This is a genomic window from Enterococcus sp. AMC1086 (assembly GCF_058216575.1).
In genome coordinates, this window is the sequence record NZ_CM177100.1 from 2,656,717 (window position 1) to 2,671,197 (window position 14,481).

Below are 14,481 nucleotides of genomic sequence, written 5' to 3' on the forward strand. Positions count from 1 at the left end.
AACCTACTCACCGAAAAACAGAACAATTTATCCTTTCTTTAACCAAGACATTGCGGTATCTGCATAGATTTTCGCACCCTCGATCAACACTGACTCATCAAAAACAATCGCTGGGTTATGCAGATTGATATTTTCTTCTGATGCTACCAACAGAACAGTCGTTGTTGGAATCAATTGACTGATTTCACCAAAATCCTCACTGCCCATTAGCGGAGTAGAGGTAGGAATTGCTACAATTCGATCAGCGCCAAAGGTTTCCGTTAAAGATTCTTTGGTAAATGCGGTCAAGTCTGAATCGTTCACGTTTGTCGTACAACCATTTGTAAAAATCACCTGTGCTTCGGCACGAAAAGCCTTGGCAATGTTTTCAGCCATTTCGGTCATTCGTTCTTTGACTTGCGTGCGGACCTCTTCTTTTAATGTTCGCAGCGTTCCTTTCATGACGGTCGTTTCTGGAATAATATTTGACGCACCTGGTGTACCACCGGTAAACTCCCCGATGGTGAGAACAAAGCGTTCTTCTGAACCGATTTCTCTTGCTGAAAGTTCTTGTAACGCTGTATAAATATGAACCGCTACGTTGATTGGGTCGATCGCAGTCTCGGGTTGGGAACCATGTCCGCCTCGGCCTTTTATCGTGATTTCAAACCAATCAGCACTGGCCATAAAGGTTCCAGCTGGTGTCGGCATGATTTGTCCTGCTTTATATCCTTTAAAAGGAAAAACATGAATCATCATACCTGCATCAACTTTAGGATTTTCTAATACATGATTTTCGATACAGTCTTTTGAACCCGAAAGAATTTCTTCACCTGGTTGAAACAGTAATTTTACTTGACCGTCCAATTCATCTTCGAATTCTTTTAATAGTTTAGCGGCTCCAAGCAACATTGTTGTATGCATATCATGACCGCATGCATGCATATAGCCATTTTCAGATTTAAACGGAAGATCGGTCAATTCTTGAATCGGTAGTGCATCCATGTCACCACGCAATAAAAATGTTTTTCCGTCTTTTTTACCAGCAACTACTGTGACACCGGATTCTCCACAAGGTTTTGGATCATAGCCATATTCTGTTAGTTTTTCTTTCACAAAAGCAACCGTATTTGGTAACGCCATTCCTATTTCTGGATTCTGGTGCAGATGTCGCCTAATTTGAATCAGTTCTTCTTCGAAACTATCCGCAGCTTTTTTTTGTTCTTCTATTAGCATTTTTTTCTCCTTTTCTTTTGAATCTAAGTCGCTCTTGATAGCTTTGTAAAAACCAAACATACAACCAAAGCTACGAATCAGAAGCTTCTCTCATTATAGTACCAAATATATTGGATTATTTGCATGTTTTTGTTAATTTTTCAATACTTTTTTATCGTCTTCTCTTAACTAAACATTCTTTTTTTCAAAATCATAACGAACAATCGGATGTCTCGCAGCTCTCACTTCATCTACCCGATGGATTTGAGCATGTAGTGGATATTCATGAAAAACTTCTGGATTTTTATGAGCTTCTTCGTACAATTTACGATATATTGCTATTGCATCATCCATTCGTTCTTTCGATTCTGTTTCAGGTGGCTCTACCATCAACGCTTCAGGCACAGTAAGTGGAAAATACATTGTCGGTGGATACATGTTGTGATCTAAAATTCCTTTGGCAATATCTAACGCTGTAACACCTGTTTCTTTTTTTAATTTGTCTAAACTAATGACAAATTCATGCATACAAGATTCGCCATATGGAACTTCAAAAATATCTTTTAATTCATGAAGCATATAATTGGCATTCAACACGGCACCTTTAGAAGCGGATGAGATTCCTTCTGATCCTAAAAATAAAATATACGTAAATGCTCGTAAAAACACCGAAAATTGACCATAAAATCCCTTGACCATTCCAATCGAATACTCTGGCTCAGTAAAGGTGATTTTCCCGCCTTCATTTATTGGATAATAATTAGGTAAAAATGATTTTAATATTGTTTTACATCCAACAGCCCCAGACCCTGGACCACCACCGCCATGTGGCGTTGAAAAGGTTTTGTGTAAATTTAAATGGATGATATCAAAGCCCATATCACCTGGCCGGGCAACCCCCATAATGGCATTTAAATTTGCACCATCATAATAATTCAGTCCGCCAGCATCGTGAACGATTTTGGTTATTTCTAAAATATTTTTATCAAAAATTCCAGCTGTATTTGGATTTGTCAGCATCAAACCCGCTGTATCTTCTCCCACGGCTTCTTTTAAAGCTTCAATATCAACACACCCATATTCATCTGACGGGATGTTGACAGTGATCATACCCGTCATCGCTACACTTGCAGGGTTTGTCCCGTGTGCGGAATCTGGCACAATGATTTTATTTCGTTGCGATTGATTATTTCGTTCATGATACGCTTTGATCATTAATAAGCTCGTAAACTCCCCATGCGCTCCAGCTGCAGGTTGAAACGTGATCGCATCCATCCCTGTAATTTCCTTTAAAAGCATTTCTGTCATCGTAAAGACTTCTAATGAGCCTTGAACTGTGTGCTCCGGTTGCAATGGATGAATATTCGCAAAAGCTGGATAGGTTGCCATTTCGTCATTGATTTTAGGATTGTATTTCATCGTACATGAACCGAGTGGATAAAAACCGTTGTTGATTCCAAAAGTGGCATTCGCTAATTCTGTATAGTGACGGCTGATCTCAGGCTGAGAGATCTCAGGTAAATGCAGTTCTTTTTGCCGTCTTATTTTTTCTGGAAGGTCTGTGATCGGTACATCACAAGGTGAGATCATTTCATTAAAATACCCTTCGACACTACGTTCAAAAATCAATTTCATTGAACACACACCTCCTTCACCAATGCAACGACCTCATCCATTTGCTCTTTAGTATTCATTTCTGTCACGCACCATAATAACCCTTTTTCTGTGGGATAACCGCCTAAGATATCGTGTTCTTCTAGTTTAGACAATACACTGTCATTTGTTACAGGAAAAGTAGTGACAAACTCATGAAAAAAAGGACTGTCATCGGATCGTTTGACACCGCTTATTTCACTTAATTGTTCGGCCAAATAATGTGCTTTACTATAGCATTGAGTTGCAACTTCCTGAATGCCTCTTGCGCCCATTGTGCTCATATAAGCGGCATTCGTTAAGGCGCACAAGGCTTGGTTAGAACAAATATTAGAAGCAGCTTTTTCTCTACGAATATGTTGTTCCCGGGCTTGTAATGTTAAAACAAATGCTCTGTCACCTGTTTCATCCACTGTTTCGCCTGCAATACGACCAGGTAATTTACGAATAAGTTTTTCTTTTGTCGCAATAAAACCAATATACGGTCCGCCAAAAGCTAAGGGTAAGCCAAAGGGCTGGGAATCCCCGACCGCAATATCAGCTCGGACTTCGCCAGCACTTTTTAACACAGTACTAGCCACAGGATTGACACTCATAATAAATTTAGCATTCGCTTCATGAACTAGTTCAGCCATTGTTTCGACATCCTCGATTCCTCCATAATAATTTGGCTGCTGAACAATGAAACAAGCACTTGTATCATCCAGTTTTTCTTTTAAAGTAGCTAAATCACTTAAACCATCTTTTTCTGGAATCATGACAAATTCAATATCTCTAGAACTAAAATAAGTCAATGCTGTTTGGATCGTCATAGGATTGGTTGTTTCTGAAATGAGTACTTTCAACCGTTTTTTCTCTAAACACATATTGATTGCTTCAGCGGCTGCCGTCGCACCATCATAAACAGATGCATTCGTCGCATCCATTCCCGTAATTTCGCAAATCATCGTTTGGTATTCAAAAATCGACTGCAACAATCCTTGGCTGATTTCTGGTTGATAAGGCGTATACGATGTCATAAATTCTTCTTTTGCTGAAATCTGCTTAACAATCGCTGGAATATAATGATTATACGCTCCTGCACCACGAAAAATACTTGAAAATACTTTATTTTTCTTACCCATATTTTCCAAAATACGTCGCACTTCAAATTCTGATTTTCCTGCTGGAATATTCAATTTTTCTATTATCATTTCTTTTGGAAGCTCTTGATAAAGATCACTCATCTTTTCCAAGCCGATCGTCTTTAGCATTTCTTGTTGTTGCTGCTTTGTTGAGCCAAGATAATTACCCATTCATTATGCCTCCTCAGATTCTTCGCAAAATTTCTTATATTCATCCGCACTTAATAAGTCCTCTATTTCGCCTACTCCTTCCACTTCAATCAACCATGATTCGAGCGGTGCAGAATTAATTAATTCTGGATTATCCAGCAACTCTTCATTAATTGCCAACACTTTTGCTGTAAGTGGCGAATACGCTTCTGAAACAGCTTTAACGGACTCAATATCCGCGAATGATTCCCCTTTTTCCACTTCATCACCTTCATCTGGTAAATCAATAAAAACAATATCCCCCAATTGATCTTGCGCAAATTCAGAAAGACCAATTCTGGCTTTATCCCCATCAAACAATACCCACTCATGTGATTTTGAAAACTTCATTTCTTTCATTTTTGTCATGATAAACGACTCCTTCTTTTCAATTATTTTTTTATAAATGGTAGTGTGACAACTTTCGCTGCAATTTTTTTCCCTCTAACTTCAACCTCGATTTCAGAACCGATTTCTACGTTATCCTTTTCAACTAGAGCCATTGCACACGCTTTGTTTATAAACGGACACATTGTTCCTGAAGTTGTTTGCCCAATTTTCTTTTCATTAAAGTAAATATCCGCTCCTTCACGAACGATTCCTCGATCCATCAATTGTAGACCGATTCGTGTGATTTTTGGTTCACCTTTATCAATTAGTGCTTGTTTACCGATGAACTTTTCTTTTTTAAGCTTAACAGCAAAGCTTAAATCGGTTTCAAATGGCGTGATTTCTTCCGTCATTTCATGACCATAAAGTGGCATTCCAGCTTCTAATCTTAAGGTATCACGTGCTCCTAAACCGCAAGTTACAATACCATATTCTTTTCCTGTTTCCAGCAATAATTCCCATAATTTGACTCCCTCTTCAGATCGGCAGTATAATTCGTAGCCAAATTCTCCTGTATAACCCGTTCGTGATAAGATACAATTCACTCCGCCAACGTTGGCATTTTCAGTAAAGCTATAATATGTTTTGGGTATTTCATCTGGATCGGTCAATTTTTCAATTATTTCTTTTGCATAAGGTCCTTGTAATGCAACCTGAACAAACTGATCTGATTGATCTGAAAATGTGACTTCACCGAATAAGTGCTGTTTCATCCACGCAATGTCTTTTGCTTTATTTGCTGCATTTATTACTAATAAATATTTTTCAGCGCTACATTTATAGACTAGTAAATCATCAATCACACCACCAGCTTCATTACACATTAAGCTATATCTAACGCGACCAATTTCTAAATTACTAAAATCATTCGTTACTATATATTGCAAATTTTCTAAAGCATCTTTCCCTTCGTAAACAACTTCACCCATATGAGAAACGTCAAATAATCCTACCTGATTGCGCACAGCTAAATGTTCCTTGATCACGCCCCCGTCCTTGTATTGGACGGGTAACATATAGCCAGCAAATGAAACCATTTTTCCACCAGCTTCAAGATGTGCATCGTATAAAGGTGTTTTTAAATCCATAATGTACACTCCTTTTAGTCTTTTGTTTTTAATACTTTACCAAAATACCCCTAAGCTAAACTAATTATATAAAGATAAAAGAGCAGACATCTTAAAAAAATGCCTGCTCCTCTGTCCAAAACCTGAGAGATTCGTCTTCATCTCGAAGAGTTGCTCCTTCGGTGCTTTCGCTTTCCAGAGTGATGTCCAATTACGGTCCGTTTACCTGAGATCTTCATAAGCAGTGGTTTGCGCCACTGTTCATTTATTCCTTCGGTGCTATTGACTAGTCTCTCCCGTAATCTTCTTCCATCTACTTTAATTTGTATCTCTATTCTTCGAATATTTTATTGCCAATTTTTTATTTGTGTTTCTTATAAATATTTTCTCATAGACGTTTATTTTTTTCAAAATTCTGAATCATGATTGTTTATTTTTTTGCACCAATAAGGTAATTGCACCAGAAATCACGAACGATATGCCTATAAATAGAAATGAACTAAAAAAACTACCATTGGAAAGTTGAACTAATGCACCAATAATCGTCGGAGCAACAAATCCTCCAGAAACACCGATTGCATTTATAGTAGCATACTTTGCAGAGACTTCCTCCGAAGGAAATAGTTTTAGCGGAATGCTCATCAAGGTTGCAAAAGCAAGGCTGGAACAGACTACCGCAAAAGTCAAAAATACCATACTAGGTAGAAAAGACTGAACAATCGATACAAATATGGCAAAAATTCCGCCGCCTAAAGTCGCAGTAAAAATCACCTGTTTTTCTTTACCAATAAAATACTTATTCACTATAATGCCGCCTAACATGGCTGCCATCATAGTGAAAAAGCCAATAATTGCTGTTACATACGCCGTTTGAGATAATGCCAGCCCGTGTGCTTCAACAAGATAAGTTGCCATCCAGCCGTTAAGTCCGTATATCGCTGCATTAATAAAAAAAGCTGCAAAAATCAATATCCAGACATTTTGATCCTTCAATACCGTTCGAAAAGAAATTGTTCTTTCATTTTTTAATGGTTCCTTCAATCCACCAAATTCTTTGGGAATCACATAATACATCAAAACGGCAATCAGCATGACTGCTGTTCCTATAAAATAATAGGTTTTATGCCAGCCGAATTGAAGTAAAAGAGGTGCGATCAATAACGGTCCTACAACTGCAGCAAAACCAGAAGATGCAATCATTGTTGATTGTGCTGGTCCGCGTTTTTCTATTGGTAACTCTTGTGAAATAAAGGTTCTTACAGAAGCAGGATAACCCGAATGAGCTACAGCTCCTGTCATAAAGCGAATCAATATCAAATACAATAAAGAAAAGCCAAATCCAAATAAAAAAAGAAAAATACCGACTAAGAAAATGGACGTGATCATCACTTTTCTCGTTCCAACCTTACTAATCAAATACCCAAATGGGATTTGAAAAAATGTATATCCTAGAAAAAAAGCACTCAATACTAATCCTTTCTGTTGTGGATCAATGTCTAAATCTTTTGCAATCGTCACCAGTGACATACCAATGGTCGTTTTATCTACATAAATACAGGTGTATCCTAAAAATATAGCAACAAGCATCCATGAAACATTTCCTCTTTTATTAATTTCCATCTCATCACTCCTTCACAAGAAAAAAAGAAAGCGTTTTCTTATTTATAATTATCCTTGATATTTAAAAAAAGTCAATCACTCAATTCAATTATTTTACATAAAGCCAAAATAAGTTGATTTCTATCTTGATTTTAGAACGTTTAGTGTGAAACTCTACTACATTACATGATAAAACTAAAAAATAAGCTGAGAAAATTTTTCCGATTCTCTCAGCTCATTTTTTAGTTTTCTATTCAACGATTTTTTTCTAATACATTGCTTAAACGACCAAACTCCACTAGTGATAAGGTCTCACCGCGGCGTGATGGATCGATTTCTGCTTCTGTTAAACTTTCGGTCAGCCACGCTTTTGTTAAATCATCTTTTCCGTAAAAATGAATTAAATTGTTCCACAATGTTTTGCGGCGTAATTGGAATGATGCTTTGGTCAATTTGAAAAATTCTTTTTCATTTGTTACTTCGACTGCTGGTTTGTCACGTTTGATCAATTTTATGATAGCAGAATCAACATTGGGCTGGGGAATAAAAACGGTTTTTGGCACAATAAACGCAATGCTTGCTTCCATAAAGTATTGAACTGCAATCGATAACGAACCATATGCTTTGGTCCCTGGTTTTGCCGAAATTCGATCTGCGACTTCTTTTTGCATCATAACGATCATTTCTTGCACATCTAAATCAGATTCTAAAAAGTGCATCATAATGGGCGTAGTAATATAGTATGGCAAATTAGCAACGACCTTGATAGGAAGTTCTTCTTTAAAAATCTCTTTAGTTGTACCGACTAAATCTGCTTTTAACACATCATTATGAACGACTGTGACATTTTTATACGGACTCATAGTATCTTCTAAAACAGGAATCAAACGATCATCGATTTCAAAGGCTAACACTTGTGCAGCATTTTTAGCTAGCTGTTCCGTTAAAGCCCCGATTCCTGGTCCTACTTCTACTACATTTGTTTGAGTGTCAATTCCTGCAGTCTCAACGATTTTACGTAAGATATTCGGTTCTGTTAAAAAGTTTTGACCTAAACTTTTTTTGAATGAAAAGCCATGTGTCTTCAAAATTTCTTTGGTTCTTGAAGGTGTGGCTATTTCTTTATATTCTGTCAAATTGATTCCTCCGATTTTTCACTTGGTAATTCAGTTAAGTATGTCATGACTTTTATTAGTTCTTTTTCTGTAATGCGGAACATTTTTAGGCGCTTAGTCAATTGTTTACTGTTCGTGTAACCAATGCGCAGCTCATCTCCTAATTTCTCACGGCGTTCCTTTGCATGAGCTCCCGCTATTAAACCATATTCGATCAAGATTTGTCTAGGAATTTCTTTGTAATCATCTACCTCATTGACAGGTGTCACGATTTTTTCCAATGCTTCTAAAATCGCTTCATCGCTCGCATGTTCTACGCCTAAACTTGAACCCTTCTTTTTTGGGACAGCTAGTTGGCGTGAGAGAAATGCATGTTTGGCGTCTGGAACAGCTTCCATGATAGTCTTACGTATTTTCTCACCCGAAAAATCTGGATCAGTAAAAATAATGACCCCTCGCGTTTCTTGTGCGTGTTCGATTTGTTCTAAAATATCCTCATTAATAGCTGAACCGATCGTCTCGATGGTATCAGCATCCACAACTTCTTGAATACGTCTGGTATCGTCTTTTCCTTCAACGACTATGATTTCTTCAATTCTCAACTTATCTGTCATTTGTTTAACCTAAATAAGCGATGAGCGTTGTTTGTCGTTTGATTGGCTATTTCTTCAAAGGGCATTTCACGTAATTCAGCGATTTTTTCCACTACATAGCGAGTATAACCAGGTTCATTACGTTTGCCTCTATAAGGATCTGGTGCTAAATAAGGCGCATCTGTTTCAACTAATAAACGATCTAATGGGACAGCTTTTGCTACTTCTTGCACTTCTAATGCCTTTTTGAATGTCACAACGCCGCTTAGAGAAATGTGCATGCCCATATCTAAAAATTTCGCCATCCACTCAGGATCACCACTGAAACTGTGCATGATTCCACCAATATCACGAATATCTTCCTCTTTTAGAATCTTATACGTGTCTTCCATCGCATCTCGAGTATGGATACTGATAGGTAAATTCATTTCTTTGGCGATAGCGATTTGACGCCGAAACACACGATCTTGAACTTCTTTTGGATCTTCCATCCAATAATAATCTAAACCGATCTCACCTAAAGCGACTACTTTTGGCATTGTTAATAATTGTTGAAGATTTTTCTCGATATCCGATGTATAGCTCCCTGCTTCTGTAGGATGCCATCCGATAATACTTTGGATTTCTTTATATTGTTGACTAAGTTTCAGAGACTTTTCAATCGTTGGCGTATCAAAACCAACCACCGCCATCTCCGTTACACCTAATTCTCTAGCATGTTCAATTGTTTCTGGAATATCCTCATTAAATTGCTCTGCATTTAAATGGGTATGAGAATCAAAAATCATGTTTATTCACTCCTAAATTTAAAAATGGTAACAACGACTCAACTCTACTAAATTTATATATTAGCTCGTTCCTCTTCTATACTTTATCACATTTTAATCAAAAGCTGAATGGACAGCTCCAATAAATTATCCGCTTCTTATAATTGCTTTATTCAAAAAAATAGCTTATACTATTCGGTCACGGCAATTCATATCAGGAGGAACCAATATGTCAAATGATCGCACACAAGAAACCCAATATCTGAAGCAGGTTTATGAAGAATTGAGCCAAGCAAAAGACACATATCAAACTGCTATCGATGAAGTCAATACTACAGGAAAATCAGTACTTGAACAATTTGGCGGCGATACAAAGCTAAATTTCGATAGTTACTCAGATAATTTAGAAACATTTGCCATGATGGAAATGAAAAATAGAGAAATCGATCAACTAAACATCAAAAACGAAACAGCCTCTAAGCAACTTGAAAAAGTTGAGCGCTTGCTTAAAGTTCCCTATTTTGGAAAAATCGACGTGACGTTTTTAGATGCCGATTCTGACCGAGATGTTTTTTATATCGGGATGAATGACTTTACAAATCTCGAGGGTGAATCACGAATCTACGACTGGCGTTCACCGATTGCGTCTCTTTTTTACAATAACGTTTTAGGTGACAGCAGTTATCGCGTCAATAAAACTGAAATACCCGTTCACTTGAATTTGAAAAGGCAATTGATCATTGAAGAGGACCGTTTGATCAACTTTTTTGATACTACGCTTGCGATTCAAGATGACATTTTACTTCATTCTCTAGAAGCCGATTCTTCTCAGTATATGAAAGATATCACAACAACGATCCAGCAAGAACAAAATGAGATCATTCGTGACGAAAGTCATCCACTGCTTTTGGTCAATGGCATTGCTGGTAGTGGTAAAACTTCGGCAATCATGCAACGAATCGCTTATTTACTTTATAATCATCGGACCAAAATTACAGCTGATGATATTTTACTGCTCTCTCCTAATTCGACATTTATTGATTATATCTCTCAAGTATTGCCAAATTTAGGGGAACGAAATCCATTGAATTTGACATTACTACAATTTCTTAAGTTTACATTTCGTGAAAAAGCACCAATCGAAAGTGAATCCGCTTATTTCAAACGAATCACCGCCGAAAAAGTAAATGTCCAACAACAAGTAATCCAATCACAAGAATTTGTTGATTTTATTCAAATGTTCCAAGACTCATCCCTGATTCAACAATCACTATTTCAGCCTATTTTATTCAAACGAAAACCTATCTTTTCTACCGAATTGATTTTTGGTCTGTATCAAGAAACACCTAAGACTTTATCGATCAGAGATAGGCTTTCCGCGACAAAAGAAAAATTATCTAGTTTGTGGAATCGTTACTTGATCAAACAATCAAAATCCAAACAAATAATCGATCAGATGCAAGACTTAACTGAAGCCGAACAATTGCGTTACTTTGACACGACATTCTCTGAGGAAGAAGAAGAACAATTAGCAGAATTTGCGCTGCAACGATTGCAGCAAAAATACCGAAAAGTAGTTGACGCTATCGCTAATTTCGCTTGGCTTGACCAGTGGCGGCTTTTTGAATCCTTATACCTGAACTATCAGCACAATGACTACGAACGAGTAACTACTGCTTATACTGCAGATGAAGTGGTCATTTTATTACTAATCAAAGATACTTTTGTTGAAGATTTATCTAATCGACAAATGGCTTTTATTTTGGTAGATGAAGTGCAAGATTATACTGAAGCGCAGATTCTTTTACTGCTGAAATTATTTCCACAAGCTAATTTTACTTTGGCTGGTGATGAAAATCAGGCAATTTTTAATACGTCGATCAGCTTTATTGAATTAAAAGCATTATTATCTGCTTCTAGTCGTGCCGTCACTTCATATCAATTACTAAATAGCTATCGTTCAAGTAAAGAAATTACTCAGTTATTTCAAACGTTAATGACCAATCATGAAAAACTCAACATTGTTTCGATCCGAAAAGATGGTGAAAAACCTTCGTTTATTTTCTGTGAAGATGAAGAACAATATTTAGCTACCCTTACTTCACTTTTGGATTCATTAACACAAGGAGAAGATACTGTAATAATTACCAAAACCTTGTCAGAAGCAGAACAATTACAGCAACAACTTTTACAAAAAAATAGCGCTATGACTGTTCAAATTCTTTCGATCGATATGGCTAAAGGACTTGAGTTTGATAATGTGATCATTCATGATCCTTCGACTGTACGTTATGGAACGACTGAACGTGAGAAGAAGATTCTATATACTGCCATTTCCAGGGGAATGAAACAAGTCTTTCTGCCTTATATTGGAGAAATTTCTGAGTTGTTTAAATAAGCGTAAAAAACGTGAATGCCTGTAATTCGGTAGACATTCACGTTTTTTTAGTGATGATGCAATATATTAACTTTAAACGTCTAAGTCAAACTATTTATACGTCTCTTCTGCAATATTAGACAAATCAAACAGGAGATTCACAGATTCATCCTTACATAACTACATCTAAAAAACCGACTTTAGCCCGATGTTTTTTTTCTTCTTTAGCAGTAAACTTAGTTTCAGTCCGATTTTAAATTTGATAGGAGTGAGTGCTTTTTGAAAAATTTCTTCGAAGAATCTGACTTTCTAAAATCAACCATTCAAAAAAATGTAACGCTTCAACGAAAACCTCAAGTCAATACGATCTGGCATTGGTTATTACTGATTCTTTTTGGTCTGTTGGCTTATGAAACTGTGACACAGCAATTTCTTTTGATTGCCATTTTTGTTGTTATCGCAGCAATCGTAAAAGGTCCATTCATGCTTTTATGGGGCGCTATTTATTCGTTTTTAATTGCTTTTTTCCCACCTTTAGGCATTGTTTTGTCTATTGTATTTTTCTTGTTGAACCTTGGAACTGTAGTAAAAAGTTGGCGCATTTCATTAACTAGTGCTTATTTTTATCTGGTACCTCTACTCGGCGGAATCATTCGAGCTGTTGTCAAAACCGAACCGACTTATGCTGTTTTGATTTTTGTTACACTTAGCATAGTTGGATTACACTTTTTACTTAACTGGCTCTATCAAAATAACAGTTTAAGCCGAACCCTGACTTGGTCGATCATTAGCGTACCATATGCGATAGTGATCCTGTTTTTACCAACTCGTTTCCGTAGAATTAAATCAACTAAAAAATTCAAATTTTAACCAATCAGCTTGAACTGACCAAAAAAAATAAACTTTTTATGAGGTTGGGACAGAAGTGAATATCAACTTATTTAAGAAGGGGTTGCTTCTGCTCCCGCCTTTTTTTCGAATTCCTTAAAGCTTGACCTACTAGTAAAAAAGACATCCTTTGCGCTAACTAAACCAAAAATTTAGCTAACACAAAGGACATCTTTTTTTATTATTCTATACTGTTCCAGTCTTCAATGCTTTATCTAACGCATCATTTAATTTTTTCATCTGCTCGTCATTAAAAATCGTTTTTGCACCATCACGAACTTCTTTCGCATTTTCTTCTGTTACAGCGCTTGGATTCGCTTCGATTTGTTTGATCATTTCATCTAATTGCTCGTCCATCAATTTTTGAATTTCAGGATCATCTTTCAAATCACTATAATCGATTGAATCATCGTCTAAATCTAAATCAGAATCTGAATCAGCAGAAATTGAGCCTGTGAGATTAGATAAAATACCGTTTAAATCATCTTGGCTGATGATCTCTTTCTTACTTGGCATCTTTATTTTTCCGCTATTTTTTTGTGGCTTAACAGAAATCGTCATATCGATGCTCATATTAGCCTCTTCATCATCCGTCGCAGCTAATGCCATTCTCATATCAACTGCTTTTGTTTTTTGATTTATGCTAACTTTGATATCCATTTTATCCAGATCATTTTTTAAGGATTTGATTGCCTCTTTCATTTCTTTTTGGTCGCCTGATTTTTTGTACTCTTTGTCTTCTTTGGCTACTTCATCGATCTTCTCCATTATTTTAATAATTTCTTTTTTGGTAAATGTATGCGTCACGACGTCTTTGTCTTTTGTAAATGATTTTTTATCGAAACTTTCGATTAATCTTTTTATTTCTCTACTCATTTTAGAATTTTCAGCGTTTGTAAATGTTTTATTCTTCAATGGGTCTGTCTTCTTATCAAGTTCTCCAGAAGTAAGTGTGTCGCCAGCTTCAGCTATATCGATATATTTTCCCTTTAGTTTGTTCAAATCACTCTTACTAAGTTCAACTGGGTAATTAAATGAGTTGGCTAAATCTATCACACCTGAAACAAAACTAGTCGACATATAATACTTGTCTTTGTTCCCTACAAATTGGAAAGGCAATTTTTCACCAAATAAATTCGCTGTGATTTCCATTTCCATCATATCTTTTTTATCATCGATCGCATATTTCCCATCAATGCTCATATCTTTTAATTGACTGGCAATCATTTTAACATAGGCGCCACCTTCGTCACCATCATACGACAAATCATTGATTTTCATCTTAAAACTTGCAGCATTGTAGTCATCGCCTTTTGAACTTAACAACTCTTTAGTAAAATCTTTTCTTGGATCCGACCCACAAGCTGCTAATAAAAAGATTACGACCCCTGTAATGATCCCCAACATGTACTTCTTCATTTTCATCCAACATTCTCCTTATTTAATCACTCAATTTTTTTGTTCAATTATAATGATACAATAAAACATATCATTTTGGTATAAATTTTAATAAAATCTCCAAATC

Annotated in this window: 12 protein-coding genes and 1 riboswitch; of the genes, 2 read left to right on the forward strand and 10 right to left on the reverse strand. The window is 36.4% G+C overall.

Annotated features, from left to right (window positions below):
- Positions 1 to 27: 27 nt before the first annotated feature.
- The 9 genes from AC4BC4_RS12525 to AC4BC4_RS12565 all read right to left on the reverse strand — a co-directional run bounded on the left by AC4BC4_RS12525 (position 28) and on the right by AC4BC4_RS12565 (position 9,712).
- Complete coding sequence (locus AC4BC4_RS12525) at positions 28 to 1,215, reverse strand: M20 metallopeptidase family protein (RefSeq protein ID WP_490475905.1); 1,188 nt, start codon at positions 1,213 to 1,215, stop codon at positions 28 to 30.
- Between the two features lie 168 nt (positions 1,216 to 1,383).
- Entirely contained in the window at positions 1,384 to 2,829 is a 1,446-nt protein-coding gene (gene gcvPB, locus AC4BC4_RS12530) for an aminomethyl-transferring glycine dehydrogenase subunit GcvPB (protein WP_490475906.1), read from the reverse strand.
- The gene (gcvPA, locus tag AC4BC4_RS12535) at positions 2,826 to 4,142 is read right to left on the reverse strand and encodes an aminomethyl-transferring glycine dehydrogenase subunit GcvPA (RefSeq protein ID WP_490475907.1); all 1,317 of its coding nucleotides are present in this window, start codon (positions 4,140 to 4,142) and stop codon (positions 2,826 to 2,828) included. Before gcvPA ends, gcvPB begins: the two co-directional genes overlap by 4 nt.
- A gap of 3 nt (positions 4,143 to 4,145) precedes the next feature.
- On the reverse strand, positions 4,146 to 4,529 hold the full coding sequence (gene gcvH / locus AC4BC4_RS12540) for a glycine cleavage system protein GcvH (RefSeq protein WP_490475908.1): 384 nt from the start codon (positions 4,527 to 4,529) through the stop codon (positions 4,146 to 4,148).
- Positions 4,530 to 4,552: 23 nt separating this feature from the next.
- Positions 4,553 to 5,638: a glycine cleavage system aminomethyltransferase GcvT gene (gcvT, locus tag AC4BC4_RS12545; RefSeq protein WP_490475909.1), complete on the reverse strand. Its 1,086-nt coding sequence runs from the start codon at positions 5,636 to 5,638 to the stop codon at positions 4,553 to 4,555.
- A 183-nt stretch (positions 5,639 to 5,821) separates the two neighbouring features.
- Positions 5,822 to 5,926: riboswitch (glycine riboswitch) on the reverse strand.
- A gap of 111 nt (positions 5,927 to 6,037) precedes the next feature.
- Positions 6,038 to 7,237: an MFS transporter gene (locus AC4BC4_RS12550; protein WP_490475910.1), complete on the reverse strand. Its 1,200-nt coding sequence runs from the start codon at positions 7,235 to 7,237 to the stop codon at positions 6,038 to 6,040.
- A gap of 233 nt (positions 7,238 to 7,470) precedes the next feature.
- Positions 7,471 to 8,352: a 16S rRNA (adenine(1518)-N(6)/adenine(1519)-N(6))-dimethyltransferase RsmA gene (rsmA, locus tag AC4BC4_RS12555; RefSeq protein WP_490475911.1), complete on the reverse strand. Its 882-nt coding sequence runs from the start codon at positions 8,350 to 8,352 to the stop codon at positions 7,471 to 7,473.
- Complete coding sequence (gene rnmV, locus AC4BC4_RS12560; RefSeq protein WP_490475912.1) at positions 8,349 to 8,945, reverse strand: ribonuclease M5; 597 nt, start codon at positions 8,943 to 8,945, stop codon at positions 8,349 to 8,351. Before rnmV ends, rsmA begins: the two co-directional genes overlap by 4 nt.
- Entirely contained in the window at positions 8,942 to 9,712 is a 771-nt protein-coding gene (locus tag AC4BC4_RS12565) for a TatD family hydrolase (RefSeq protein WP_490475913.1), read from the reverse strand. Before AC4BC4_RS12565 ends, rnmV begins: the two co-directional genes overlap by 4 nt.
- 208 nt (positions 9,713 to 9,920) lie before the next feature.
- Here AC4BC4_RS12565 and AC4BC4_RS12570 point away from each other — a divergent pair, with 208 nt between their 5' ends.
- Positions 9,921 to 12,089: a HelD family protein gene (locus tag AC4BC4_RS12570; RefSeq protein ID WP_490475914.1), complete on the forward strand. Its 2,169-nt coding sequence runs from the start codon at positions 9,921 to 9,923 to the stop codon at positions 12,087 to 12,089.
- A 258-nt stretch (positions 12,090 to 12,347) separates the two neighbouring features.
- Positions 12,348 to 12,938, forward strand: coding sequence for a hypothetical protein (locus tag AC4BC4_RS12575; RefSeq protein ID WP_490475915.1), 591 nt, complete (start codon positions 12,348 to 12,350; stop codon positions 12,936 to 12,938).
- Positions 12,939 to 13,142: 204 nt separating this feature from the next.
- Here AC4BC4_RS12575 and AC4BC4_RS12580 read toward each other — a convergent pair whose 3' ends face one another.
- Positions 13,143 to 14,381 (reverse strand): hypothetical protein, encoded by a 1,239-nt coding sequence (locus AC4BC4_RS12580; RefSeq protein WP_490475916.1) that lies wholly within the window; start codon positions 14,379 to 14,381, stop codon positions 13,143 to 13,145.
- Positions 14,382 to 14,481 lie beyond the last annotated feature (100 nt).